Consider the following 25337-nt stretch of genomic DNA (forward strand, 5'->3'; position numbering starts at 1 on the left):
CGCACCGTGTACCTCCCGACCCTGATCGCCGGGCGGCCGGACAACAACGGCAACTGGGAACTGATCATGACCGATGCCGCCATCGGCATCGCCGTACACCTGGACGACCGGGCCTCGTTCGACCGGGCTGTCGCGACCTGGCGCGGCCGACTGCCCGCCTACATCTACCTGAAGACGGACGGCTCGCTGCCCAAGGCACCACCAGGCAGCAAGTACAACACCAAAGCCGAGATCATCGACTACTGGAAAGGCCAGACCACGTTCGTGGACGGCCTGGCACAGGAAACCTGCCGCGACTTCTGGCACACCGGATGGGGCATCGCGGCCATCTCCCACGTCGCCGAGACCGCCCGCATCCAGGGGGTGGACCTGTACGCCAAGGCCAAGCACCGGCTGCGGTTCGCGATGGACTTCCACGCCAAATTGCAACTGGGCGCGACGGTCCCGTCGTGGCTCTGCGGTGGGAAGCTCAAGCGCGACCTGGGGGACCACTTCGAGGTCGGCTACAACGCCCTGCACCACGGACTCGGCTACGACATGCCGTACGCCAAGAAGTGGGTCGAGCAGAAACGCCCCGCAGGGGCGTCGCACTTCCTGGGCTGGGAGACCCTCACCCACGCGCAGAACCCCGCCCGCTCCTCCGTGGAGAGCGCCTCGGTTTACGGGGCGATGCCGGACGGGAAGTTGACCTACACCGCCATTGACGCCGCTACCGGACAGCGCACGCGTGGCGCTTTCGTGTCGACGACCACTCTGGGTTTCACTCCCAAGGCGATGGCGACGCTGGATTTCAATACCCTCCTGGTCACCGATAAGGAGGGACGGCTCTACCGAGTCGATATCCGGACCAATCGCGACAGCCTCATCTTCGAGCCGCCTGTCTATCTCGGCAGCGGCTACACCCACGACCTCCTCGCCTACGACGGCAACGGCCACCTGTTCGGCATCGCCGACGGGACCCTGCGCCGCTACACCGTTAATGCGATCAAGCCCACGATCGACAACATCGTCAGCGGCTCTGTCATCGGCGACGGCTTCGCCCTCAAGACCCTGACCGCGACCGGCCCCAACTGGATCCTCGGCACGACGGCCGGCGGCAAGCTGATCTCTTACCGGATCGACGGCCCTGGCTCCTGGAGAAGGTACGAGCTTCGCGACACCACCTGGCAGGTCTTCGACCATCTCCTGTCGCCCGGCGGGGGCGTGTACTACGGCCACCGGAGCAATGGCTCGCTCTTCCGCTACGCTGACAAGAACCCCTACGACGGCCAAGGCGACGACCTCAGCAGCCAGAGCGCCGTCGGCACCGAAGGCTGGACCCAAACCCTTCTGTCCGCCCAACCCGCCAGCATCAGCTGACCGAACAGCCGACAGCCGCTGGAGGACCCCGGATACCTACCGAGGTCCTCCAGCGTGGCCTGGCCCTCGATGCCTGACGGCGGGCGGCCCTGCCAATGCCGGCGAAGGCCATCACGAGCAGGAACACGCCGATGATCAGGGCGAGCCAGGCCAGCCAGGTGGGCTTGGCGTGTCCGGTGGCGCCGAGAGTGCCCAGCAGCGTGATCAGGACCACCCAGCTCATGATCAGCCAGGTGGCCTCGAAGAGCAGGGCTTTGGCGCGGCCGTTGGCGCTGATCAGCAGGGCGATGACGGCCACGACCGGGAACGGTGAGACGATCAGCCCGAGGGTGTAGGGCAGCATGTCGGCGAAGGCCTCACCCATGGTCACTCTCCCGGTAGGCGGTGGCTGCGGCCTCGTTGGAGTCGTAGTAGGTGAGGTCGGTCAGGCCGTAGTGGTCCAGCAGGTGGCGCAGGCCGGTGGTGGCGCGGGCGACGGCGAAGGTGACGCCGCGTTCGCGTAGCACGGCGGTGGTCTCGCGGAGGGTCTGGGCGCCGGTGGTGTCGACGTCGGTGATGGCCTCGGCATCCAGGACGATCCACCGGGCGCCCTGGTCGGCCAGGTGGGTGATCTCGGCTTTGAAGGTGTCGGCGTTGGCGAAGAAGAGCTGGCTTTCGAAGCGGTAGACGGCCAGCGGGCCGCCGGCGGCGCCGCGGATGTAGCGGCCGTGCTCACCTGGGCGCAGGGTGGCGGTGCTGGGCCGGGAGGCACGCCGTACGACATCCACGGCAGACAGCAGGAAGGCGATGACGACGGCGGTGAGCGAGCCGAGCACCGGGACGCCGAGCAGGCAGACGACGGCGATCCAGAATTCGGAGCGGCGCAGCCGCCACAGCTCGGCCAGCTTGCGGACGTCGATGAGCCGGATGACGGCGACGGCGACGATGCCCGCCAGAGCCGCGTTCGGCAGGTAGGCGAGCAGGCCGGAGAAGAACGCGACCAGGACGGCGACCACGATCGCGCAGACGGCGCTGGGGATCTGGGAACGGGAGCCGGTGGCGTCCATGGCGGCGGTGCGCGAGGCGCTGGAGCCGATGGTCATCGACTGGGTGAGCCCGGCGGCGATGTTGGCCAGGCCGAAGGCCCGCAGCTCCTGATTGGCGTCGAGGGAATAGCCGTGTTGTTCGGCGTAGCGGCGGGCGGTGAGCAGGCCGTCGGCCAGGGTGACGGCGCAGATCGCGATGGCGCCGGGGATGAGCGCGGCCCACTGGCCGAGCGTGATCTGCGGCCAGTGCGGGACGGGGAGCCCGGAGGGGACGTTGCCGAGGACCGAGACGCCGCGCTGGTCGAGCCCGGCCCAGGCCACCACCGCCGTCGCGACCACCAGCGCGATCAGCGGGCCCGGCAGCGCGGGGGCGAGCCTGCGCAGCGCGACGATCACCAGTATGGTCGCGACGCCGACGATGATGCTCCACGCCTGGGCCTGCGGGATCTTGTTGATGATCTCCCACAGCTCGGGGAAGAACCGGTCGGCGGTGGTGTGGATGCCGAGGATCTTCTCGACCTGGCTGGTGAGGATCTCGACGGCCAGGCCGGCGATGAAGCCGACCAGGACCGGTTCGGACAGGAAGTTGGCCAGGAAGCCCAGCTTGAAGGCGTAGAACAGCAGGAACACCACCGCGCAGACGAGCGCCTGGGCGTAGGCCAGCTCGGCGTACTGCGGGCTGCCGGGGCGGGCGGCCATCGCCACCAGCAGGGAGGCGATGAGCGCGGCGATGGGCGCGTCCGGGCTGGCGACGAGCTGGCGGGAGGAGCACAGCAGCGCGAACACCAGCATCGGCACGATGGCGGCGTACAGGCCGACGATCGGCGGCAGCCCGGCGATCTGCGCGTAGCCGATGTTGAGCGGGATGGCCAGCGCGGCGAGGGTGACCCCGGCGGTGATCTCCCGGGGCAGGCTCAGCGGGCCGCGCATGCCCGCGGCGAACCACGTCACCACAGCAGCCCGCCCGGCCGTACGCCGGCCGGCAGCACCCCGACGACCGACGGGGCGGCCATCACCGCGATGACCGGGATCGGGCCGATCGCCACGGACAAGGCGAAAGGCGGCAGCCCCCCAGCAACCCCACCCACACCACTCTCCCCTATCGCGACTGGCGTACCCCTTTTGACCTGGGATGATGCTTGACGATCTCGCAGGCTTCCCCTGGCCCCTGCCTGGCTACGAACCAGGCGTCGGCCACAGGAGGGGAGGCTGCGGGTGGGCTGGTCCGCCGTCCCCGGCTGGACGGAGCTGCGCGGCTACCGGCGCGCGTGGCTGCGCCCGGACCTGCTGGCGGCGTTGTCGCTGTGGGCGGTGCTGGTGCCACAGGCGTTCGCCTACGCACAACTGGCCGGGCTGCCCGCGGCGACCGGCCTGTACACGGCCCTCGGCGCGATGATCGGGTACGCGATCTTCGGCGGGGCCCGCTTCCTGAACGTCGGCCCCGAGTCGTCGGTCGCGATCGTGGTGGCCAGTGCGCTCGCCGCCGTCCCGGGTCGGGAGCACCCCGTCCTGGCGGCGCAGCTCGCGCTGCTGATCGCCGTCTTCCTGATGATCGGGTACGTGGTCCGCGCCGGCGTGCTGATGCGCCTGCTGTCCACGCCCGTCCTGACCGGCTACCTGGCGGGTTCCGGCGTGGTGATCATCGCCAGCCAGCTCGGCAAGGTGACCGGTATCAGTGCGAGCGGCACGACCCTTGCCAAGGCCGTTGCTGTGCTGCACGACCTTGCGAACGTGAACGTGTGGGCCCTTGGGTGCGCGGTCCTGACCGCCGCGGCCGTGCTGCTGATCGGCCACTACGCCAGCCGTCTGCCCGGCCCGCTCATCGCCCTGGCCGTGGCGACCACGGTCGTCGCGCTGGCCGGACTGGACGCTCGGCTGGACGTCCTCGGCCCGGCCGAAGGCGGGCTGCCGGTGCCGAAACTGCCCCGGACCGGCCTGGCCGACACGATGCGCCTGATGGGCCCCGCATTGAGCATCGCGCTGCTGGTGTACGCCGGCAGCGTGCTCACCGCCCGCTCCATGGCGGCCAAGGAAGGCAAGGACGCCGACCCGCAGCAGGAGTTCCTCGGCCTGGCCGCGGCCAACGCCGCCGCCGGTCTGCTGGGTGGCTTCCCCGCCAATGGCAGCGACTCGCGCAGCGCCCTGCTGGCCGGATCGGATGCGCGGACCCGGATGGCCGGGCTCGGCGCGGCGGTGGCCGTGGTGGTCACCCTGCTGGCGCTGATGCCGCTGATCCGCGACCTGCCCCAAGCAGCCCTGGGCGCCGTCATCATCCTCACCGCCGCCCGGCTGATCGACCTGCCGGCCTTTCGCAGGCTCTGGCGAATCCGCCGCACGGACTTCGTGCTCGCGTCCGTCACCGCGCTCGGCGTGCTGACCTTCGGCGTGCTCGAGGGCATCGTGGCCGGGGTGGTCGTCTCGCTGCTGGAGGTGCTGCGCCGGGCGGTGATGCCGTACACGGCGGTGCTCGGCCGTACCGGCGAGGAGCACGCCTACCGCGACGTCGTCAACTACCGCGACGCTGAGACACTGCCCGGCCTCGTCGTCTACCGCTTCGACGCACCGCTGTTCTTCGCCAACGCCGACGTCCTCCGCACCGAACTGTCCCGCCTGATAGCCGACGCCGAACCGCCCCTGCGGCAGATCGTCCTTGACGCCGAAGCCGTCTACGACATGGACACCACCGGCGTGGAAGCGCTGCACCGGGTCGTCGATGACTGCGACCGCGCCGGCGTGCGACTGGCGCTCGCCCGCACCCGTACCCCAGTGCGGGCCCTCATGCGTGACACCGGCCTGGACGGGCGCGTCCAGTTCTTCCACCGGGTGGCCGACGCGGTCGCCGCCTACCGTGCCGACCACCCCGAACTTCAGCCGGCGGTGCGATCGGCGCGTCCGCACCGCCGGCGGTTCCTGGACCGGCTGCGCGCCCTGCTGGCCGGGCGACGCTCAGGCGCCTGACACCCTGGCCTTATGGCCGCCGCACGATCAGGTTGACCTCCTGGCGAACGAACAGGCCCATCACTGCGTTGAGCGGCCATGCGCTCGCCGCTCGTCACCGGCCGGGAGAAGGAAGACAGGTAAGCCCGGCCCTGCCCGCGTACGAGACGATCACTCACCCGAAATGCTTACTCTTGGAACTCTCCTGGCCTTCATCGGAGACGCGCGAGGGCAGCACCGTCCCATGGCAGACCTTCCCTTTCACGACCGAGCCGACTTCGAGGCCGCCGACCGCGGGTTCCTGGCCGCGCTGAGCCCCGCGGTGGTCAAGACCGACGGCCGGGTCGTGTGGGACACCGACTCCTACGGCTTCCTGGAGCAGGAGTGCCCGGACAGCGCGCATCCCAGCCTGTGGCGGCAGGGGCAGTTGTGCGTCAAGCAGGGCCTGTATGAGGTGACCGGCGGCATCTATCAGATCCGCGGCCTGGACCTGTCGAACATGACCCTGATCGAGGGCGAGACGGGCGTCATCGTGATCGACCCGCTGCTGTCGGTCGAGTGCGCGGCGGCGGGGCTGAAGCTCTACCGCGACCAGCGAGGGGACCGCCCGGTCCTCGCGGTGATCTACACCCACTCCCACGCCGACCACTTCGGCGGGGTACGCGGCGTCACCGACGGTAGCGTGCCGATCCTGGCGCCCGCCGGGTTCATGGAGCACGCGGTGTCGGAGAACGTCTACGCCGGCACCGCGATGAACCGCCGGGCCACCTACATGTACGGCCCGGCCCTGCCACGCTCGCCGGAGGGCCAGATCGGCTGCGGGCTGGGCATGACTACCTCGACCGGGACGATCTCCCTCATCCCGCCGAGCAAGGACATCACGCACACCGGGCAGGAGGAGACGCTCGACGGCGTACGGATCATCTTCCAGCTCACCCCGGGCACCGAGGCCCCTGCGGAGATGAACTTCCTCATCCCCGACCGCCGGGCGCTGTGCATGGCCGAGAACGCCACGCACAACCAGCACAACATCCTCACGCTGCGCGGTGCGCTGGTGCGTGACACGCGCATCTGGTCGCGTTATCTGACCGAGGCGATCGCCCTGTTCGCCGACAAGGCCGACGTCTGCTTCGCCTCGCACCACTGGCCCACCTGGGGCAGCCAGAACATCGTCACCTTCCTGTCGCAGCAGCGCGACATGTACGCCTACATGCACGACCAGACGCTGCGGATGATGAACAAGGGCATGACGGGCACCGAGATTGCCGAGGCGATGCGGATGCCGCCCGCTCTGGAGCAGGCGTGGCACACCCACGGCTACTACGGCTCGGTCAGCCACAACGTCAAGGCCATCTACCAGCGCTACCTGGGCTGGTTCGACGGCAACCCGGCCCATCTGTGGGAGCATCCGCCCATCGAGCAGGCGCGCCGCTACGTCGAGTGCATGGGCGGACGCGACGGCGTCCTCGCCTTCGCCCGCCGCTACATCGACGACGGCGACCTGCGGTTCGCCGCCTCGCTGCTCAACCACGCCGTCTTCGCCGACGCCGGCGACCGCCAGGCGCGCAGTATGCTCGCCGAGGTCTACACCCGGCTCGGCCACGGCTGCGAGAACGGCACCTGGCGCAACTTCTACCTGGTCGGCGCGCTGGAGCTGACCGGCGACGTCGTCCCCGCCAACCTCGACACCACCTCGCCGGAGATGATCGAGGCCCTGACGGTCGAGCAGGTCTTCGACTCCCTGGCCATCCGCGTCGACGGACCCAAGGCGTGGAACGAGAGCCTGGCCATCGACTGGCGGCTGACGGATCTGAACCAGCGCCACCGCACCACCCTGTCCAACGGCGCGCTCATCCACCAGGCCGACCCGCCGCCGCAGCCGGTGGACCTGACGCTCACGCTCACCAACCAGCACCTGATCGGCCTGCTCACCGGCCGATCAGCCGACGGCATCGAGCACGAGGGCGACATGAACGTCCTGCGCCGCCTGACCGCCGTGCTGGAAGACCCGGACCCCGCGTTCCCCATCGTGACGCCCTGAAGGCGAGCAGGCCGCGCTCGCGGGCCCTGACGTATCGGCTCACTTCACCGACCTGGACGAGCGCCACCACGCCTTATCCCGTCGGCTCTTTCAGCTTCGCAACGGGACTCGCGTGCGCCGGCAAGCTGTCGGTCCCAACCCAGGCCCGCCGTGCGGATACCAGCCGCCGGCAGTGCCGCCCCAGCGCGGCGGCCGTCGCCCAGCGCGGCACCTGCACGCGTGAAGCGACCCTTCGGGCGGCCCTCAGCGCGTTCAAGACAGTGATGGTGTCGAAGCGGTTGGCTGGCCGGCTGTCAGGGGTCCACGCCACCGCCAGCATGCCCCCCAGCAGCCCCAAAATCATGCCCGCCAGGAAACCGCCCAGGTTGGAGTAGACGAAGGACGCCAGGGACAACAGCACCGCGATCACCCCGAGGAACACCCGCTGGCCGGGCTGCAGCCAGAGGAGTACCCCCGCGATCATCATGACCAGGGCGATCAGATAGCCGGCTCCGACCGTGCCGAACATGATGGCCACCGGCAGCGCGTCGATCGCGAGCGGGATGGACAGCAACTCCAGCCCCGCAGCCACGATGAACAGCCCGCCCCAGAACGGCCGGGAACGCCGCCACGACTTCATGATCTTCCGCCCTTCGTCTCGGGCCATGCCCGCCTGCCGGCCGAGAGGCCGGGCCAGGTCCGCCTCAGTAGCACTCGCGCTCACCACGCACCACGTTGAGGCCGAGGTCGGGCAGGCTGAACGTCGCGGCCGTGACGGCCCACGCGCCCAGCCTGACGTTGCGCAAGGTGACCGCTCTGGCCTGGCCGCCGAAGGTGCCGGCCGGCCCCCTGCCACCAGGTACCTCCTCCAAGGTGCTGGCGTCACGACCCAGCTCAAGATCGCGAATGGAGGCGGCGGTCTGTCCCACCGCCACATCGATCACCAGGTCGTCGATGATCACCTCGTTGCCGCCCCGGCCGCCGGTGAGCCGGATCGTGATCGTGCCCACGGGTGTCTTCACCAGCGCGCTCGAGCACAGCTCGGTGATCGCGGCCCGCCGGACGCCGGCCACGATGACGGGGACGAGCCGGCCCTTCCTGGTCCGGTCCACGTCGCTGGCCAGGGAGAAGCCCTGGCCGCGCAGTTCACCGGCGAAGAGTTTGAAGCTGTTACCGGGCACCACGAACGTGGCGCCGATGACTCCTTGAGCCGTGGCACCGATCAGCAGTGACGTCATCGCCGCGACAGGAACGAGGGTCAGGCCGAAGCGCTTCCATCGCACGCGTCCCTGCTCGGCCATGATGCGCTCCACTTCACGTCGGCCCCGGACGAGCCAGCAATATTACAGAGAGTCACAGAGGGCCGCAGTCCGGTCTATCGCCGAGCATGCGGGACGTTCACAGTGCTCGTCGACATACACGCCGGAGGCCGTGGCGCTTATGGCCTGCGGCTGGACAAATTTGCCGATAACCAGAAAGGGCGCTCTCGTGCACCGATCGATTGGGAAGCGCTCATGCGAGCAGATCAAAGGCAGGCTGCGCTGGGCTGCGCGCTCGATGGATTGCACAGCTCCGCCGCTCGGGCTGGCGATGCAAACGTTCGGGACCACGGACGTCACCAGGACTATGGTCGCAAGCGGGGCGGGCCACGACCAGTTCTCTGGCAAGATAACGATCACAGACCAAGCCCGAGCTGGGAGCCTGAGCGACTCAGGCACCGCGAAGGACGGCTCCGACACACGCCGGGGAGCCTTCCACGAGCGGCAAGAAGCCTGAGCGCCGGAGCAGTGGCTGAACAGCCGCCCCGACCACTTCCACCTCTTCCATGACCTGGACGGGTTCGACCAGGTGCGCGGTGGTGGCCTGGATCCGCTCAGCCTGGGCAGCGCCAACATCGACCACCTCGTGCTGACCGGCGACAAATGGCTGATCGTCGACGCCAAAGGCTGCGGCGCCGGAGTACTGGCTGCAGTGCCCGGGGAGGTTGGTCAACCTGGTGATGGCCATGCGCTATCCCTGGGCCCGTGACAACCGGGTGCCGTTGGCCGCACCGCGTAGTACCTGGCCGAAGTAGGCGTCGGCCGGTTCCGTCGACCACGACGGTCGGCCGAGCCAGGCCCGGACCTGCTCGATGTGGATCACCTCGGAAGCTACTCGCGGGGACCGGCCTGTTCGATGGCGGCCGGACGTTGTTGTGCCGCGCGGATCCGCGAGACGTCCAGCTTGCTCGTGCGGTCGAAGCGATAGATGCCGTTCTGTTCCTGGAAGACGTCGGTGAGCTGGGTGTAGCAGTAGCCGAACATCCGGGGGTCGTCCAGCAGGACCGCGACCAGCCCGGCGAACCGCTGCTGGAGCTCCTCCTCGCTCGCGGGGCGTTCGCCGTACCCCCAGGAGCTCTCCCCGGGGCCCGCGTCCGGGTTCCACCAGATGCCCCCGAACTCGCTGCAGAAGTACGGCTGGCCGCGGTACGGCACCGACCATGCCGCGCCGTCGCGATCGGCGTTGATGAAGGGCGTCCCGTCGGCCAGGCCCGCCATCAGCTTGCCGAACGCCTCGGGATCCTGCTCGTAGCAGTGTGAGTCGTAGACGTCGGCGCCGGGAACCCGGTGTGCGTAGCCGGACGCGTCGATCACCGGGCGGGTGGGGTCGGCCGCCTTCGTGGCCAGGTACATGCCTCGGGTGACGTCGTCGAGCACGGTGATCTGGTCGTGCAGCCGCTGCGGTGTCTCGTTGAGGGGACACCAGCCGACGATGCACGGGTGGGAGTAGTCGCGCTCGACCGCCTCCAGCCACTGGGTCACGAACGACGCGGTCGGCTGCTGGTTGTGCCCGGGAGGGCCGCCGACATCGGCCCCCCAGTCCCCGAACTCGCCCCAGACCAGGAAACCCGCCCGGTCGGCGTGGTACAGGTACCGCTCCTCGAACACCTTCTGGTGCAGCCGGGCGCCGTTGAACCCCGCGGCCATGGCCAGCTCGATGTCGTGGCGCAGTGCCTCATCCGTGGGCGCGGTCATCAGACCGTCGGGATAGTAGCCCTGGTCGAGCACGAGCCGCTGGAAGCGCACCTCGCCGTTGAGCAGGACGGCAGGCCCGTCGATGGCGATCGAGCGGAGCCCCGCGTAGCTCGCGGCGGTGTCGACCATGGCGCCGTCGCCGTCGAGCAGGTCGATGCGCAGGTCGTACAGGTGCGGGTCCTCGGGGCTCCACAGCCGTACCCGGTCAGCCGGCAGCGGCAGCCACACCTCAGCGGCCAAGTCGAGGTCGGCGCGCGCCCGCGCCTGCGCGAGGACACCGGCCTGGTCCGACACCGTCACCCGGACCTGGTGCCCGGCGCGGTTGGCCGACACCGGCACGGTGACCCGCAACGCGGACGCCGCGACGTTCGGCGTGATCCGCGGCCGGCCGAGGTGCGCGTCGGGCACGGGCTCGCACCACACCGTCTGCCAGATACCGGTGGTGCGCCCGTAGACCGCACCCCGCCCCTGGAAGGCGGTCGCCTGCTTGCCACGCGCCTGAGGTCCGTTGCGGGGGTCCCGGGCGCGCACGACGACGGTGTACGTGTGCGCCGGGTCGGCCGCGGCGGCCAGGTCACAGGTGAACGGGGTGAACCCGCCCCGGTGCCGGCAGGCTTCGACGCCGTCCACCCACACCGTGGCGTCGTGGTCGACCGCCTGGAAATGCAGCAGCACCCGCCGCCCTGCCCAGTCTTCCGGCACCCGGACGTCACGGCGGTACCAGACGGCCGGATGGAAGTCCGGGTCGTCGATGCCGGACAGCGGTGCTTCCGGGCAGAACGGGACGACGATCTCGGCGGTCAGGTCCCGGTCGAGCAGGCCTCGCTCCAGCCCGGAGTCACCGGGATCCATCTCGAACTGCCAGGTTCCGTTCAGGCACTGCCATGCGGTGCGGGCGAACTGCGGTCGCGGGTACTCGGGGCGGGGGACGGCGGAGGTTTCAGGCACGGTGCTCACTTTCTCGTTGGGGTCGGGCAGAAGGTGATCAGGATTTGACGGCACCCGCGATGCCCTCGACGAAGTACCGCTGCAGGACGATGAACAGCGCGACGACCGGCAGCATCGAGATCGTCGCCGCGGCGGCCATGCCCGACCAGTCGGTGGTGTTCTCGCCGACGAACGCGAGCATGCCGACGCTGACGGTGCGCAGGTCAGGCCGGGAGAACGTGAAGACCAGCGGCAGGAAGAACGCGTTCCAGGTGGATAGGAAGGTCAGTACGGTGACCGTGGCCGTCACCGGCTTGGCCAGCGGCAGCATGATGCGGAAGAAGACGGTCGCGAACCCGGCGCCGTCGATGAGCGCGCTCTCGGTCAGTTCCTTGGGAATGCCGCGGAAGTATCCGACGTAGAGCAGGATCGCCGCCACGTTCGCGGCGCCCGACATCGCCAGGATCATGCCGGTCTGTGAGTTCAGCAGGCCGAGCCGCTGGGAGAGGTCGACCACCGGGATGATGGTGTATCCGGCCGGAACGAACAGCGTGGCGACCAGGACGCCCATGACGACCCGGCGCCCGCGGAACTCGTGGCGGGCGAGGACGTAGCCGGCCATGGCGCACCGGACGACCACGATCACCACCGTGCTCACCGTGACGATCACGGTGTTGAGCAGGTATTTCCCGAACTGCGCATCCGCCCACGCGCGCTCGTAGTTCTCCCACTGCGGGTTGCCCGGCAGCAGGTCGAGCCCCTTGGTGAACACCTCGGCCGACGTCTTCAGCGACGCGGCGATCATCCACAGGAACGGGTAGATCCACAGCAGGCAGCCGATGGCGAGCGCGGCGGCGGCCAGCCACCAGGGCAGCCGGCGCAGCGTTCCGCCCCAGGTCCGGCGATAGGTCCGGCGATTCCGCCTGGCCGGGCTCATGCCGCCCCCCTCGTCCGGCGGGTGGCGCGGAACGCGAGCAGTTGCAGCAGCCCCACGAGGCCGATGAACAGGCCGAACAGGACGGCGGCCGCGGAGGCGTACCCGAGCCGCGGGATCGTCGCGGCGAAGGCCCACCGGTAGATGTAGACCTCGATCACCTCGGTCGAGTAGAACGGGCCGCCCCCGGTCATGGTCAGGACGAGGTCGAAGACCTGCAACGACGCCTCGATCGACAGCAGGGTGATGATGACCAGGAAGGGTTTGAGCAGGGGCACGGTGATGTGCCGCAGGGTGGCCAGCCCGCCCGCGCCGTCGAGGCGCGCCGCCTCGTACACCTCGTTCGGCACGGTCTGCAACGCGGCCAGCCAGTAGATCAGGGTGATCCCGAACCACTTCCACACGTACACGGCGATCGTCGTGCCCAGCGCCGTCGACGACTGACCGAGGAAGTCGATGCCGTCCATCACCAGGCCGGCCTCACGCAACGCGAGGTTCACCGGGCCGCTCGCCGGGTCGAAGACGAACTGCATGACCACGCCGATGATCGCCGTGGTGGTGACCACCGGCAGGAACAGGGCGGTCCGGAACAGCTTGCGCAGCGGCATGCGGGGCGAGTTGAGGAGGATCGCGAGCAGCAGGGTGGCCAGCACCTGGAGCGGCACCGCGAAGACCATGAACGTCAACGTCAGCCGGAACGAGCTCCAGAACATCGGGTCGGCGAGGACCTCGCGGTAGTTGGCCATGCCGATGAACGACCGGTCCGTGTCGAACCCGTTCCAGTCGGTGAGCGAGTACACGTAGCTGCTGATGATCGGGTAGACGGTGAACGCCCCGTACAGCAGTACGGTCGGGGTCAGGAACAGCCAGATGAACGTGGTGTTGCGAGCGGCACCGCGAGGACGGCGCGGCCGCCGCGGGCCGGCGGAGGTCGGCGCGGAACGGAGGGCGAGCGTCATAGGCGGGCCTCGCGAGCGTGCCGCCCGGCGGTGCTCTCGTCGACCACCAGCCGCCATGGTGCCTCCAGCTGGGCAGGCGGGCTCTGGTCACCCTCGACGCGCTCCAGCAGGCGGGCCACGGCGAGCTCGGCGATCCGCTCCTTGTCGGGCGCGATGGTGGTCAACGCCGGGGTGACGAACCGGCCCTCCTCGATGCCGTCGAACCCGACGACGGCGACGTCTTCCGGCACCCGTAGCCCCCGGGACAGCACCGCCCGCACCGCCCCGATGGCGAGCAGGTCGTTGAAGCAGAACACCGCGTCCGGCGGCTCCGCCAGATCGAGCAGGCGGTCCATCGCGTGCCGGCCGTCCTCGCGCTGGTAGCGCCGCACCGGTATGGCGAGCTCGGGACGGACGGGCAGTCCCGCCTCGGCCAGTGCCTGCTCGTATCCGGCCGACCGATGCGCCGGGGTCTCCCGCCGCGGCAGGCTGGGCAGCGCCGCGGTCTCCGTCCGCGGCGGGTGGGGCACCCCGATGGCGGCGATCCGGGTCCGGCCCAGCGAGGCCAGGTGCGCCGTGGCGCACCGGGCCGCGGCGGTGTCGTCGATGGCGACGTGGTCCAAGCCGTCCACCCGCATCTCGCCCAGCATCACCGCCGGGCACTTGCCCGCCCAGCGACGCAACTCGTCCTCGGTCAAGCTGGACGGGCTGAAGATGAACCCGTCGAAGAGAGCCGACCGGTCCCGCCGCATGAGGATCTGCCGCTCCCGTTCGGCCATCCCCGCGGTGCGGTCGATGAGCACCGTGTACCCGCGTTCCTCGGCCCGGTCCACCACGTGGGCGGCCAGCTCGGTGAAGTACGGCACGTCCAGCGGCAGCACGAGGGCCAGCAGGTCGGACCGCCCTCGGTTCAGGCTGCGCGCTGCGACATTGGGCCGGTAGTCGAGTTCGTCCAGGGCCCGCTGCACCTGGGCGCGGGTCTCCTCGGCCACGTAGGCGAAGTTGTTCACGACGTTCGAGACGGTCCGCACCGAGACTCCCGCTCGCCGCGCCACGTCACGTTGTGTCACCACAGTCGTTCACCCTCCAGTCAGGAGCCGATGACACGGATGTTGAAGAAGAGTCTTGCCGCGCGGCATGCCGCGTGGCAAGAATGAATTTGCCACGCGGCAACACTTCTTTACAACCCCTTCACGGCCGCGGGGTGAGAGGCAGGACCGATGACCGCGATGACTCGGCGGGGATTCCTCGCCGCGGCGGGCGCCCTGACCGTCGCGACAGCGACCGGAGCGTGCGGCGGAGGCGGCGGAGGCGCCGGCGGCAACTCGCTGACCTGGTGGGACCACCAGAACCAGCTCCAGAAGACGAAGGCGGAGATCTTCGCCAAGTTCGCCAAGAGCCCTGGTGGCGCACCTGTCCAGTACACGTACTACAACCCCGCGAAGATGGGCCAGGCACTGCAACTGGCCAAACAGAGCGGCCAGCTCCCGGACCTGCGCACCAACGCGGGCCTCAACATACCCGCGGCGGCGCTCGTCGCCGCCGGCTGGGCGCAGCCGCTGAACCTCAGCGACGCGGCCGAGGCCCGGGTGGCGGACTCGCTCATCGAGGGCCTGCACATCTTCGACGGCAAGACCTACGCGTTTCCCATCTTCAGCCATCAGACCTACTCCGCGGTCACATGGTTCAACACCGAACTCGTCTCGCGCGCCGGGCTGGACCCGCAGGCGCCGCCGAAGACCTACGACGAGTTCCGAGCCGCGGCCAAGAAGGTGCAGAGCGCGTCGGGCGGCGAGGCGTACGGCTGGATCTGGAACATCGGCATGCCGGATCGGCTGGGCGAGCAGATCCACGACCTGGCGCAGGCGGCCGGGTTCGCGGGTGGCCACGCCGGGTTCGGGGGTGGCGTCGCGGTGCGGTATGAGACCGGCGAATTCGCCTACCAGTCCGACGAATACCTCAACGCGATCGAGTTTCTGGTCTCGCTGCGTCAGGACAAGGTGCTGGTGCCGGGAGCGAACTCCTGGGTCGACGACGTGGCGCGGGCCCGGTGGACCGCCGGGATGGCGGCGTATTACTTCGACGGGCCGTGGTGTCCCGGCGTGGCGCTGAAGGACACGCCCGAGTTCGGCAAGAAGCTCGGCGTTGGGCCGATTCTGGTGCCTGACGCGGACACCACCGTGGCCACATACCATGTGCCGCAGCCGGGAGACTACTGGTTGTCACCGACGACCAAGAAGGCCGCGGTGGCGAACGCCCTCCTGAACGACTACTTCGCCACGGAGGAGTACTCCCTCCAGGTCGCCAACACCATGTCGCAGCCCCCGCGCGACATCTCCGTGGTCGACCGCTCCGAGGCGCACCCCGCCTACAAGCAGCTGGTCGGCTGGTTCAAGGAGAGCGTCTTCCTCGCTCCCGACCCGGTCGTCGGCAACAAGGACATCCAGCAGGTGCTGATCGAGTACAAGCCGGTGCGCCCCACTGTCGGTGACATCGTGCAGGGTGCGCTCACCGGCGATGTCACGGACGTACGCGCGGCGCTGACCAAGCTGTCCAGCGACAGCGCCAAGGAGCGGGATCGGGCGATCAAGGCGGCGAAGAGCAAGGGCGCGCAGGTCAGTCCGGACGATTACGCCTTCCCCAACTGGAAACCGCGCAAGGACTACCCCGAGCCGATGTACGCGAAGCGCTAGCGGTCGCTCCCGGAGGCCTATCCCATGAACCGACCGAACATCGTGCTGGTCATGACCGACCAGCAGCGCGCCGGCTGGACCGCCGCGAGCGGCTTCGCGCTGGACACCATGCCCTTCCTCGACGGGCTGATGAGCACCGGCGTCCAGCTCCAGCGGGCGTACACCACGTCTCCGTTGTGCGTGCCCGCCCGGGTCAGCCTGCTCACCGGACGATACCCGTCCGCGCACCGGGTCCGGCAGAACAGCGCCGCGGAGCACGTGCTGCGCGGCGATGACTTGGTGGATGTGCTGCGTGGCGCCGGTTACGCGCTGCATCTGGCAGGTAAGACGCACTTCTACCGGAAGCCCGCCGACTTCGACACCTTCGCCGCGCCGTACTGGCATGATCGAGGCCCGGCCGACGCAGCGACGCCCGACCAGGCGCGGTTCGAGCAGTGGCTCGGCTCGCTCGACCACTCGGTCAGCCATGAGCCGACACCATTCCCGCTGGAGAGCCAGTTCCCGTACCGGATCGTCACCGACGCGATCAGCGCGATCGACCGGACGCCTGCCGACCAGCCGTTCTTCACCTGGCTGTCGTTCCCCGAACCGCACAACCCCTACCAGGTCCCGGAGCCGTACTTCAGCCTCTTCGACCCGGACCAGGTGCCTGAGCGGCTGGCCGGGCCCGAAGGCGCCGAGCGCAAGGGCGGCACGTACACCTGGCTGCGCCGGCTGATCGAGGAGAAGCGGCCCGGCTACGACGACGAGTGGCGGCGGTACCGCGCCAACTACTGCGGGATGCTCCGGCTCATCGACGACCAGCTCCGCCGGTTCTTCACGCACCTGCGCGACGGCGGGCGGGACGCGGACACGCTGGTGTTCTTCGTCGCCGACCACGGCGACTACGCCGGTGACTACGGCCTGCAACGCAAGGGCGCGGGCATGCCCGAGTGCCTGATGCGCATCCCGTTCGCCGTGGCGGGGCCGGGCGTGCGGGCGATGGTCAACAGCACCGACTTCGTTTCGCTCGCCGATCTGTTCCCGACGGTCTGCGACGCCCTCGACGTCGAGATCCCGCCCGGCGTCCAGGGCCGCAGTCTGTGGCCCATGCTCACCGGAGAGCCCTACCCGGCTGAGGAGTTCGCCAGCGCGTACGGTGAACGCGGGTTCGGTGGGCAGTCGTACGGCGTCGACGAGCGCCCTCCGTTGCACTTCCGCTACGAAGGTCGCACCTTCGACGAGCTCAACACCGTCACCCAGTCCGGGACCACGGTGATGCTCCGGCGCGCGCAGTGGAAGCTGCTCCTGAACGAGCGCGGCGTCGGCGAGCTCTACGACCTAGACGCCGACCCCGCGGAGCTGGACAACCGGTACGACGATCCCACGCTCGCCGAAATCCGCGCCTGCCTCACCACCGATCTCGCCCGCTGGATGATCCGCGTCCGGGACGACCTGCCGCAGGCGGCCTACACACTCAAACGCGCATCGCACAACTGGCGATAGTCCGGCCCCGCCTCACCCGGCACTCGACGATCGGCCCTGGTCGGCGTCGACAGGCGGGATCGTCCAAGCCGTCCCGGACGATCCCGCCTGCAGCCAGTCGTGTTCACGCGCGTACCGCGCCGTTCGGGTGCGTCAGTCCTGGAGGCTGGGGCGAGTGGCGGCGGACAGCAGGGTGAGCGCGGCCTGGCGGGCGGCGTCGCCCGCCCCGGCAGTGTCGTGATGCGCGGCGACGACGGTCGCCCCCTCGACCAGCATGAGTAGCTGCCGTCCCAGGACGGGCGGATCGACTGCCTGTGGAGGTGACGTCAGACATTCCGGGTCCGCCCGGGGCCTCACCCCACCGAGTGTGACTCGCTGGGCTCCTGATGTCGCGACGCCCGCGATCGAGGCGGTTCGCGTCGCTGTTGTCACCGAGCAGGCCGCGATGAGCCACGAAAGACGCGCCAAGGCGCTCTATATCAGTCGCAATGCCCCGCGGACGTCGCTGAGGAGGGTCGTCATCGCCCGCTCGGCGGCATCCGGATCTCCAGTGCAGACGGCTTCCATGACGGCCTCGTGATAGCCGATGGTCTCGGGGACGGGGTAGTCGGAGCGGCCGTGCGTCGGTGACTCCCTGAGGACCTCCGCGATCGGATCGGCGAGGGCGGTGTACATCTCGTTGCCGGACGCGGCGAGGATGATCCGGTGGAACTCGATGTCCGCGGCGAGGTAGCGCATCGGGCGGTGCGTCGTGCCGTACCGGCGCATGTCCTCCGCCGCGGCGCGGAGTGTGGCGCGCTCGTCGGCGGAGGCCCGCAGCGTGGCCAGGTGCGCCGCGATCGGCTCGATCCCGAGTCGCAACTCGGTGAGGGACCGAAGCTGAGCGGCGCGGTGCCTGCTGTCCAGACGCCAGCGGATCACCCGGGTGTCGTAGACGTTCCACTGCCGTTCAGGTGAGATGCAGATGCCGGTGCGTCGCTGCGAGGTGATCATGCGCAGCGATTCCAGGATGCGCATGCACTCGCGCGCCACTCCGCGGGAGACGGAGTATCGCTGCTGCAGGTTCTCCAGGGTGAGAACCGATCCGGCCGGTAGCTCCCCACTGACGATGTCCGAACCTAGCGCGTCAAGGACCGCCGAATGGAGCGTCGAGGCCGACATATGATCACCCTACTCATAACCGGGACGGCCGTTTACCGTCCCGCCCAGGGGCCCACCCGCTCGGACGACGTTGCGCCAAGGGCGCGCACCGAGCAGAGCCGCCGCGTTGTGGGCGATGAGCTCGGCGTATCCGCGCGGCCGGCCACCGGCGGCGTGCGGACTGACGATCACGTTGGGCAGTGTCCACAGCGGCGAGTCCGCCGGTAGCGGCTCGGTCTCGAACACGTCCAGGGCGGCGCCGCCGAGACGCCCGCGGGCGAGTGCCTCTGCGAGGGCGGTCTCGTCAACGGTGCTGCCGCGACCGACGTTGACCAGCCAGGCGGTCGGAGGCAGCAGCCCGATACGGCGGGCGTCGAGCGTGTGCCTGGTCGCGGCGGTGTCCGGCAGGATCATGATCAGCAGGTCGGTTGCGGGCAGGAGGTCGTCGACGTCGTCGCCGGCCACGACTCGGAAGCCGTCACGCTCGCCGGCGGTGCTCGCCACGCCGGTGACCTCGCCGCCGAGCATCCGCAGATACGGGGCCAGGGTCCGGCCGATCCCGCCGAACCCCCAGATGAGACAGCGGGCGCCGGCCAGCGTGGTGAGTTCGCGAGTGTTGTCGAGGTCCTGCAGGCCGCCCCGGTCGCTCCAGTCACCCGCGAGTTGCGCGCGGATCAGCAGGTCCAGCCGACGCGTGGCGGCCATGCTCAGCATCAAGGCATGCTCGGCCACCGTCGCGTCGTGCAGCGTCGCTCCATTGCAGATGACGACGTCGTCGCCGAACCCGGCGGCGGTCACGGCTTCGTAACCGGCGCCGAGCGTCTGGACCCAGCGCAGCCGCGGCAGCCGGGGGACGGCGGCTTTCGTCCAGGCGCCGCCGCACCCCCAGAGCACCAGCCCTTGGGCGGATGCCGACGAGGCCGGCAGATCGCACGCCGGGTCGTAGGGGATCGCGCGGACGCCGTCGGGCAGGGCGATCGTCGTGTCGATCGTGGTGGGCAGCAGAACTTCGACGGGCTCGGTCATAGGTCAGTCCTTCGCTTCGAGTGTCTGGCGGCGTCGGCGGATCAAGGGCAGCGCCGTACTGAGCACTACCAGAAACGCCAGCATGAGCAACACGATGGCCGTCGGCGAGGACGCGAAGATGCCGAAGCCGCCATCGGAGAGCACCAGCGACCGGCGGAAGTTGGTCTCGAAGATCGGACCCAGGATGAAGGCCAGCACGATCGGCGCCGGCGGGATGCCGATGCTCCTCAGGAGATAGCCGACCAGGCCGGCGGCCACCATGACGCCGACGTCAAAAGTGTTTCCGTTGATCGTGTAGGCGCCGACGACGAGGATCGCCACCGTGAGTGTGGACATCACGGCGGGCGGGATCTTCGCGATCCGGACGAAGATCGGCAGCAGTGGGATGTTCATGACCAGCAGGATCAAGTTGCCGACCACCATCGAACCCACCACGCCCCAGAAGATGTCCGGGTGGTCGAAGATCAATGTCGGCCCCGGTGTGACGCCCTGGATCAGCAGCGCGCCGAAGATGACGGCGAGCACGCCGTTCGGTGGGAATCCGAGCGTGAGCAGCGGGATGAAGCTGGAGATACTGGCGGCGTTGTTGGCGGTCTCCGGTCCGGACACCGCCTGTGGCGCGCCGTGGCCGAACTTCTCCGGCGTGCGGGAGACCTTGCGCTCCACGCCGTAGGAGACCAGCGACGCCAGCACCCCTCCGCCACCGGGCACCAGACCGAGTGCGGTGCCGACCACCGAGCCCCTGCCGATGGCCCCGGCGTTCTCCTTGAGGTCGCGGCCCGTGGGCAGCACCCGGCCGACGTGGTTGGTCGTCGATACGCCGCGCCGATTCTCGACGATGTTGACGAGGATCTCGCTCAACCCGAACAAGCCCATGATCACGGCCACGATGTCGATGCCGCCCATGAGGTCGGGCACGCCGAACGCCCACCGGGTGGCGCCGGACATCGGGTCCTGCCCGATGGACGCCAGCAGCAGGCCGATGCCCACCGCCACCAGTGACTTGATCATTGTTCCGGCGGATGTGTAGGCGACCAGGATCAGCCCCAGGAACGCCAGGACCGTGTATTCGGGCGAGCCGAAGTTCAGCGCGAAGTCGGCCAGGGCCGGGGCGAACAGCACCAGGCAACAGGTGGCGATCAGCCCGCCGACGAAGGAGCCGATGGCCGCGAGCCCCAGCGCGCGACCGGCCTGGCCCTGCCTGGCCATTTCGTGCCCGTCAACGGTGCTGACGACCGAGGCCGCCTCGCCGGGGATGCGCAACAGCACCGAGGTGATGGTGCCGCCGTACATGGCACCGTAGTAGACGCCGGCCAGCAGGATCACCGCAGTGGACGGCTCCAGGCCGAAGGTGATCGGGAGCAGCAGCGCGACGGTCGGTGCGGGGCCGAGGCCGGGCAGGACTCCGACCATCATGCCGACGGACACGCCGAGCAGGACGAACAGCAGGTTCTCCGGGGCGAGGGCCACCTGCAGCCCGTCGGTCAGATTCTGCAGGATGTCCATGACTACCGGATCCCGGTCAGTGTGCCCAGCGGGGAGGGCACTTGGAGCAGTTCGATGAACACGACGACGATCCCCATCGTGATCGCGACCGCTCCGACCAGGCCGCGTAGCGGGGCCGTCCTGGTGATCACTGTGAACCAGTACAGGCAGACCAGCGCTGTGGTGACGGTGAGCCCGAGAAGAGTGAGCAAAGGCGGTGTCAGCGCCAGCAGGGGAACGGCCGCCGCGACGGCGACCCCGTCGGCGCGCGTGATACGGCTGACCCCGTCGATGACGACGCGCGGGTTCAGCAGCGCCACCAGGGTGAACGCGAGGGTGGCAGCCGAGATGCAGCCGACCCAGAACCCGGGCCCGGGCTCGGTCGGGCTGCCGAAGTCCAGTGTGGTGAACGCGCCGACGGTGGAGACGGCGGCCAGGAGCGTCACGACGGCGAAGCCGATCCGGCCGAACCGAAGGTCGGCGGGGGTGACGGCTGCGTCCGCGGGTGTGGTGGCCATGTCAGCCGCGGTTCTTGGCGTAGTCCGAGGCCGCCTGCCGTAGCAGCGTGGCGACCTGGTCACCGCCGATGAAGGAGCTGGGCGCCACGCCCTTGCCGAGACCGGTGACGACCTTGTCGGACGTCATGCAGTTCTTCATCGCGTTCTCAAGCCTGCCGACGACGTCGTCCGGAGTTTTGGGCTGGGTGGCGAGGAACCAGAAGGAGTCGGCGTAGGGGAGGTCGGTGTACCCCAGGGACTTCAGCGTCGGCACGTCCGGCATGGTCTCGATCGGCTCGGTGACCGCGGTGGCGAGCACGCGGACATCGCCGGACTCCACCCGGGGGAGCACGACCGCGGCGTCACCCGACACGTAGCCGGCCTGCACCTCACCGGAGAGCACGGCCGTCATGGTGCCGCCGTTGCCGTCGAACGGTACCGGGGTGATCCCCAGCCCGGTGGAGTCGATCAGTGTGTCGACGGAGATGCCCGGGACGCTCGTCGCGCCCGGGATCCCGAGTTTGACGGTGCCGGCCTTGGCCGCGGCGAAGAAGTCCTTTGCCGTCTTGAAGGGGGAGGCCGCCGGGACCACGAGAACGATCGGCGCCGTGCCGATCATCCCGACCGGCCGGAAGCTGTCGACGTCGTACCCGACGTCGCCTTCCAGGATGGGAGGCAGGACGGCGTTGGCCGCGGTGGTCGACACGAGCGTGTAGCCGTCCGCCTTGGCACGGGCGAACACGCCGTTGCCCACGGCACCGGATCCGCCCTCGCGGTTCTCCACCACGATGGTGGCGTCGAGCTCCTGTTCCAAACAGGGTGCCAGCACGCGTGTGGAGAGATCGGTGGACGACCCCGCCGGGACCGGGACGATGATGGAGATCGATTGCGACGGATATTCGGAGGAGGCCGGAGCCTCGGTCAGAGAACAGCCCGTGACGAGCAGAAGTCCAGCCGACGCGACGGCCGGGATGGTGGGGAACCTCATTGTTCTGATCTTTCTCGAAGTCGCCCGCGCCGGTCGGACGCCCTGTCTTCGTGCGGGTGTTTCGGCGCGGGCTGGGTCATTTCGATACGCCGGCTGGGAACACGTGGGTGTCGATGTCCGGGATGCGCGGCAGCCATTCGGTGTTCCAGCGCTGTTCGATGCCGTTCCGCCACGTCGTGGCCGCCGCGGTCAGCTCGGCCACGAGGGCCGGGTGGTCGCCCGCGCGGTTCACCGTCTCGTTCGGGTCGTCGGCTAGATCGGCGAGGAACACCGGCTCGGCCGGCGGCAGGCCCTCTTCGAGCTGGCCGTCCAGAACGAGTTTCCATCGGCCGTGCCGGATCGCCGTCTGCACGCCCTGCTCCCAGAACAGGTGCTCGTGCGGCGATCGGGCGCCGTCGGTGAGCACGGGCAGGACGTCGTGGCCGTCGAGCTCGTACCTCTCCGGCTCCCCGCCCGCCGCGGCGAGAACGGTGGGGAACACGTCCATGGCCGCCATCGGCTCCGCGACCACCTGTCCCGCAGGGATCGCGCGTGGCCAGCTGACGATGCCCGGTACGCGAATCCCTCCTTCGAAGAGGCTGAACTTGTGGCCCTTGAGCCCGCCGGAGCTGCTGGCGCGGTACGGAGTCTGGCTGCCGTCCATCCAGTTGCGGATCTCGCGGGACGGCCCGTTGTCGGACATGTAGAGCACGAGCGTGTCGTCCCGCACGCCTTGGCGGTCCAACTCGTCCATGACCGCGCCGACGGCATCGTCCAGCGCGCTGATCATCGCCGCCATGATCATCTGATCCCACGGCAGGTGGGCGAAGCGTTCCTTGTACTTCGCCGGCGCGTGCAGGGGATAGTGGGGTGCGTTGAACGGGACGTACAGGAAGAACGGCGATTTCGCCGCGGCGGCCTCGCGTACGGCGCGCGTCGCGCGGTCGGCCACCAGGTCGGTGAGATACTCGCCGTCGAGGTAGATCTCGCTCCCGTTTTCCCAGAGGTCGTGAAGCGGCGTGCCGAGATAGGTCTCGCCATTCATGGGCACCCGGCGGTTGTTCGGGCTGTAGTGGATGTGTGAGTAGTAGTCGACGGCCCCCGCCAGATGGCCGAACGTCCGGGCGAACCCGTGGGCCTCCGGCCGCGACTCCGGGGTGAGACCCAGGTGCCATTTCCCGACCAGTTCGGTGTGGTAGCCGACCTCCCGCAGCGCGCTCGCGAGCGTCGGCACGTCCTGGCTCAGGCCCGGCGTCGTCCGGTACCCCTGCAGGATCGACCGCACGCCCGCGTTTCCCGGATACCGTCCGCTCAGCAGGGCCGCCCGCGACGGTGAGCAGACCGGAGAGTTCGAGTACCAGCTGGTCAGCAAGGCGCCCGAGGCCGCCAGCGCGTCCAGCCGCGGCGTTCGCACCGTCGGTGATCCCATACACGACAGGTCGCCATAGCCATGGTCGTCTCCGACGAAGATCACCACGTTCGGCTGGTCAGGTCCGGCGCTCACAGCCATCGATCAGTACTCCTCACTCCTCGCGATAGCTCGGAAAGGTAGCATTTTTACCTGAAAGATACAATCTTTGGCGCTGGCCGATGAAACCCGCCGGCCCAGGCTGCAGACGGTGCGTGACCGGCTGTCCGAGCAGCGCACGGCAGGGCGGCGAGCCGTGGTGACGGGTTCGGCAGGGTTGCGTGAGCGCTGGTCGCCATGACCTCGGCACGGCGCCGGCGACCAGCGTGCTGACGGAGACCTCAAAGGTCGGGACTTGGGACCGTGTGCCGGCCGGCGAAAGGCGGATCAGTCCTCAACGCGGACGGGTGACACGACACACAGGCTGGGACCGCCTGGTGGCAGGCTCGCGTGGGTCACAGCCAATCATGCTTGGCCGCGTGCCAGACGAGCTGGAGCCTGGTCTCCACGCCGGCCAGACGGGTGAGTTCGCGCACGCGCCTCTGCACGGTCCGGTGACTGATGCCGAACTGCTTGCCGATCGCGAGATCGGTGTACCCGGCGATGATCAGAGACAGCAGCCGTTGATCCTCTGGGCCGAGCGTGTTCCCGGTCGCGGGGAAGGGCACCGCGCCTGCCCACACGGTTTCGAACACCCAGTTGAGCACGTCCAGCAAGGTGCCCGACGTGATCACCAGGGCGGCCGGTTCAACACTGGCCGACATCAACGGCACGAACGCCGCCCGCTCATCGAGGATCATCAGTTTGGTGGGCACGTCGGTCGCGATACGCATCAGCTCGCCGTTGGCGGCCGACCAGGCCAGCTGGTACGGATCGCCGGGCACGTCGATCATCCTGCGCTCGTACACGGTCCGGTAGACGATGCCGGAGGCCATGGCCACCTGCTGAGCCTGGTTGTCGGCCGAGATCACGATCGGCTCCTTGGCCAGGCTCTTGACCGTCTTCTGGGCCGCACGTTGCAGGTGCTGCCAGCGAGCCATGACCTCGGCGGCGCCGATCACGACCTCCACCGCCTCACGGGCGTCACGCAGGGCGGAACGCTCGCGATACTCCTCCATGAGGGTGGCTATGAACGTCTGCATCCGCTGCATCTCTCCGTGGCGGCGCAGCAGCCCGGGTCCGAAGGCGACGTCCGGCGCTGTGGCGAGCAGACGGTTGCCGGCCCGCCGGATGAACCCCTCCTCGACCAGGTGATCAACGGCTATGGAAACCTTCTCGGCGGGGCGCCCCAGGCGCTCTGCGAGCTCGCTCTCATCGCTCGAGGGCAGGCGGAGCAGGGCGAGGTAGGCGCTTTCCTCCAGGTCGTCAAGGCCGAGAGTGCGTAACAAATCGAACCTCCCTTTTCTTTGGATTATTGCGGACCCATATGCCTGACGTATTGCCGCCGTGTCGCTGATACGTCACGAATACTCCGTTGATCCGTAAACAACCTTGCCTGACTAT

Annotated in this window: 23 protein-coding genes; 5 read left to right on the forward strand and 18 right to left on the reverse strand. The window is 69.1% G+C overall.

From position 1 onward, the window contains the following. On the forward strand, positions 1-1359 hold a 1359-nt coding region (locus tag MBA17_RS39025), incomplete at its 5' end, for a tachylectin-related carbohydrate-binding protein (RefSeq protein WP_238502733.1). Here the strand turns inward: MBA17_RS39025 and MBA17_RS39030 are convergent. Together MBA17_RS39030 and MBA17_RS39035 are read right to left on the reverse strand one after the other, a co-directional pair. Beyond that, positions 1352-1723 (reverse strand): GAP family protein, encoded by a 372-nt coding sequence (locus MBA17_RS39030; protein WP_238502734.1) that lies wholly within the window; start codon positions 1721-1723, stop codon positions 1352-1354. The two genes, MBA17_RS39025 and MBA17_RS39030, sit on opposite strands and share 8 nt — an antisense overlap. Continuing rightward, positions 1716-3335, reverse strand: coding sequence for a SulP family inorganic anion transporter (locus MBA17_RS39035; protein WP_238502735.1), 1620 nt, complete (start codon positions 3333-3335; stop codon positions 1716-1718). The genes MBA17_RS39030 and MBA17_RS39035 overlap by 8 nt, the downstream gene beginning before the upstream one ends. Positions 3336-3599: 264 nt before the next feature. Between MBA17_RS39035 and MBA17_RS39040 the strand changes: the two genes are divergently transcribed. Beyond that, a complete protein-coding gene (locus MBA17_RS39040) occupies positions 3600-5342 on the forward strand; it encodes a SulP family inorganic anion transporter (protein WP_238502736.1) in 1743 nt (580 codons plus the stop codon). Positions 5343-5565: 223 nt separating this feature from the next. Further along, positions 5566-7362, forward strand: a complete 1797-nt coding sequence (locus MBA17_RS39045) for an alkyl/aryl-sulfatase (protein WP_238502737.1) — start codon at positions 5566-5568, stop codon at positions 7360-7362. Between the two features lie 73 nt (positions 7363-7435). On the opposite strand, the gene MBA17_RS39050 is transcribed toward MBA17_RS39045, so the two are convergent. The 8 genes from MBA17_RS39050 to MBA17_RS39080 all read right to left on the reverse strand — a co-directional run bounded on the left by MBA17_RS39050 (position 7436) and on the right by MBA17_RS39080 (position 14227). After that, positions 7436-7981: a DUF6114 domain-containing protein gene (locus MBA17_RS39050; protein WP_238502738.1), complete on the reverse strand. Its 546-nt coding sequence runs from the start codon at positions 7979-7981 to the stop codon at positions 7436-7438. 64 nt (positions 7982-8045) lie between these two features. Continuing rightward, on the reverse strand, positions 8046-8642 hold the full coding sequence (locus tag MBA17_RS39055; RefSeq protein WP_238502739.1) for a DUF6230 family protein: 597 nt from the start codon (positions 8640-8642) through the stop codon (positions 8046-8048). Positions 8643-9051: 409 nt separating this feature from the next. Beyond that, on the reverse strand, positions 9052-9348 hold the full coding sequence (locus MBA17_RS39060) for a hypothetical protein (protein ID WP_238502740.1): 297 nt from the start codon (positions 9346-9348) through the stop codon (positions 9052-9054). 3 nt (positions 9349-9351) lie between these two features. Further along, on the reverse strand, positions 9352-9483 hold the full coding sequence (locus tag MBA17_RS49920) for a hypothetical protein (RefSeq protein ID WP_274386650.1): 132 nt from the start codon (positions 9481-9483) through the stop codon (positions 9352-9354). Between the two features lie 8 nt (positions 9484-9491). Further along, positions 9492-11303: a glycoside hydrolase family 2 protein gene (locus MBA17_RS39065; protein ID WP_238502741.1), complete on the reverse strand. Its 1812-nt coding sequence runs from the start codon at positions 11301-11303 to the stop codon at positions 9492-9494. A gap of 37 nt (positions 11304-11340) precedes the next feature. Then, positions 11341-12219 carry a carbohydrate ABC transporter permease gene (locus MBA17_RS39070; protein WP_238502742.1) on the reverse strand — a complete coding sequence of 293 codons (879 nt, stop codon included), beginning with the start codon at positions 12217-12219 and terminating at the stop codon, positions 11341-11343. Then, positions 12216-13175: a carbohydrate ABC transporter permease gene (locus tag MBA17_RS39075; protein WP_238502743.1), complete on the reverse strand. Its 960-nt coding sequence runs from the start codon at positions 13173-13175 to the stop codon at positions 12216-12218. Before MBA17_RS39075 ends, MBA17_RS39070 begins: the two co-directional genes overlap by 4 nt. Beyond that, complete coding sequence (locus MBA17_RS39080; protein ID WP_238502744.1) at positions 13172-14227, reverse strand: LacI family DNA-binding transcriptional regulator; 1056 nt, start codon at positions 14225-14227, stop codon at positions 13172-13174. The genes MBA17_RS39075 and MBA17_RS39080 overlap by 4 nt, the downstream gene beginning before the upstream one ends. Before the next feature lie 147 nt (positions 14228-14374). Between MBA17_RS39080 and MBA17_RS39085 the strand changes: the two genes are divergently transcribed. After that, positions 14375-15847, forward strand: coding sequence for an ABC transporter substrate-binding protein (locus tag MBA17_RS39085; RefSeq protein WP_238502745.1), 1473 nt, complete (start codon positions 14375-14377; stop codon positions 15845-15847). Between the two features lie 24 nt (positions 15848-15871). Beyond that, on the forward strand, positions 15872-17332 hold the full coding sequence (locus MBA17_RS39090; protein ID WP_238502746.1) for a sulfatase-like hydrolase/transferase: 1461 nt from the start codon (positions 15872-15874) through the stop codon (positions 17330-17332). 132 nt (positions 17333-17464) lie between these two features. On the opposite strand, the gene MBA17_RS49930 is transcribed toward MBA17_RS39090, so the two are convergent. The 8 genes from MBA17_RS49930 to MBA17_RS39125 form a co-directional block, all read right to left on the reverse strand. Continuing rightward, on the reverse strand, positions 17465-17587 hold the full coding sequence (locus MBA17_RS49930; RefSeq protein WP_274386651.1) for a hypothetical protein: 123 nt from the start codon (positions 17585-17587) through the stop codon (positions 17465-17467). Between the two features lie 198 nt (positions 17588-17785). Continuing rightward, positions 17786-18472 (reverse strand): FadR/GntR family transcriptional regulator, encoded by a 687-nt coding sequence (locus tag MBA17_RS39095; RefSeq protein WP_238502747.1) that lies wholly within the window; start codon positions 18470-18472, stop codon positions 17786-17788. Positions 18473-18481: 9 nt separating this feature from the next. Next, positions 18482-19477 carry an NAD(P)-dependent oxidoreductase gene (locus MBA17_RS39100; protein ID WP_238502748.1) on the reverse strand — a complete coding sequence of 332 codons (996 nt, stop codon included), beginning with the start codon at positions 19475-19477 and terminating at the stop codon, positions 18482-18484. A gap of 3 nt (positions 19478-19480) precedes the next feature. After that, positions 19481-20983, reverse strand: a complete 1503-nt coding sequence (locus MBA17_RS39105) for a tripartite tricarboxylate transporter permease (protein ID WP_238502749.1) — start codon at positions 20981-20983, stop codon at positions 19481-19483. A gap of 2 nt (positions 20984-20985) precedes the next feature. Then, on the reverse strand, positions 20986-21480 hold the full coding sequence (locus MBA17_RS39110) for a tripartite tricarboxylate transporter TctB family protein (RefSeq protein WP_238502751.1): 495 nt from the start codon (positions 21478-21480) through the stop codon (positions 20986-20988). Between the two features lies 1 nt (position 21481). Continuing rightward, positions 21482-22447 (reverse strand): tripartite tricarboxylate transporter substrate binding protein, encoded by a 966-nt coding sequence (locus tag MBA17_RS39115; protein ID WP_238502753.1) that lies wholly within the window; start codon positions 22445-22447, stop codon positions 21482-21484. A 76-nt stretch (positions 22448-22523) separates the two neighbouring features. Continuing rightward, on the reverse strand, positions 22524-23936 hold the full coding sequence (locus tag MBA17_RS39120; RefSeq protein ID WP_238502755.1) for a sulfatase family protein: 1413 nt from the start codon (positions 23934-23936) through the stop codon (positions 22524-22526). A gap of 353 nt (positions 23937-24289) precedes the next feature. Then, the gene (locus MBA17_RS39125) at positions 24290-25222 is read right to left on the reverse strand and encodes a helix-turn-helix domain-containing protein (RefSeq protein ID WP_238502756.1); all 933 of its coding nucleotides are present in this window, start codon (positions 25220-25222) and stop codon (positions 24290-24292) included. Positions 25223-25337: the final 115 nt, after the last annotated feature.

This window comes from Dolomitihabitans soli (assembly GCF_022213955.1).
Taxonomy (GTDB): Bacteria; Actinomycetota; Actinomycetes; order Streptosporangiales; family Streptosporangiaceae; genus Streptosporangium_A; species Streptosporangium_A soli.

Excerpts from the sequence above, each read along its gene's own strand:
- MBA17_RS39060 (WP_238502740.1), bottom strand. The coding sequence starts at position 9,348 with ATGGCCATCACCAGGTTGACCAACCTCCCCGGGCACTGCAGCCAGTAC.
- MBA17_RS39095 (WP_238502747.1), bottom strand. The coding sequence starts at position 18,472 with ATGTCGGCCTCGACGCTCCATTCGGCGGTCCTTGACGCGCTAGGTTCG.
- MBA17_RS39120 (WP_238502755.1), bottom strand. The coding sequence starts at position 23,936 with ATGGCTGTGAGCGCCGGACCTGACCAGCCGAACGTGGTGATCTTCGTC.
- MBA17_RS39045 (WP_238502737.1), top strand. The coding sequence starts at position 5,566 with ATGGCAGACCTTCCCTTTCACGACCGAGCCGACTTCGAGGCCGCCGAC.
- MBA17_RS49930 (WP_274386651.1), bottom strand. The coding sequence starts at position 17,587 with ATGCTGGTCGAGGGGGCGACCGTCGTCGCCGCGCATCACGACACTGCC.
- MBA17_RS39105 (WP_238502749.1), bottom strand. The coding sequence starts at position 20,983 with ATGGACATCCTGCAGAATCTGACCGACGGGCTGCAGGTGGCCCTCGCC.
- MBA17_RS39115 (WP_238502753.1), bottom strand. The coding sequence starts at position 22,447 with ATGAGGTTCCCCACCATCCCGGCCGTCGCGTCGGCTGGACTTCTGCTC.
- MBA17_RS39100 (WP_238502748.1), bottom strand. The coding sequence starts at position 19,477 with ATGACCGAGCCCGTCGAAGTTCTGCTGCCCACCACGATCGACACGACG.
- MBA17_RS39055 (WP_238502739.1), bottom strand. The coding sequence starts at position 8,642 with ATGGCCGAGCAGGGACGCGTGCGATGGAAGCGCTTCGGCCTGACCCTC.
- MBA17_RS39070 (WP_238502742.1), bottom strand. The coding sequence starts at position 12,219 with ATGAGCCCGGCCAGGCGGAATCGCCGGACCTATCGCCGGACCTGGGGC.
- MBA17_RS39030 (WP_238502734.1), bottom strand. The coding sequence starts at position 1,723 with ATGGGTGAGGCCTTCGCCGACATGCTGCCCTACACCCTCGGGCTGATC.
- MBA17_RS39110 (WP_238502751.1), bottom strand. The coding sequence starts at position 21,480 with ATGGCCACCACACCCGCGGACGCAGCCGTCACCCCCGCCGACCTTCGG.
- MBA17_RS39090 (WP_238502746.1), top strand. The coding sequence starts at position 15,872 with ATGAACCGACCGAACATCGTGCTGGTCATGACCGACCAGCAGCGCGCC.
- MBA17_RS39085 (WP_238502745.1), top strand. The coding sequence starts at position 14,375 with ATGACCGCGATGACTCGGCGGGGATTCCTCGCCGCGGCGGGCGCCCTG.
- MBA17_RS39050 (WP_238502738.1), bottom strand. The coding sequence starts at position 7,981 with ATGAAGTCGTGGCGGCGTTCCCGGCCGTTCTGGGGCGGGCTGTTCATC.
- MBA17_RS39075 (WP_238502743.1), bottom strand. The coding sequence starts at position 13,175 with ATGACGCTCGCCCTCCGTTCCGCGCCGACCTCCGCCGGCCCGCGGCGG.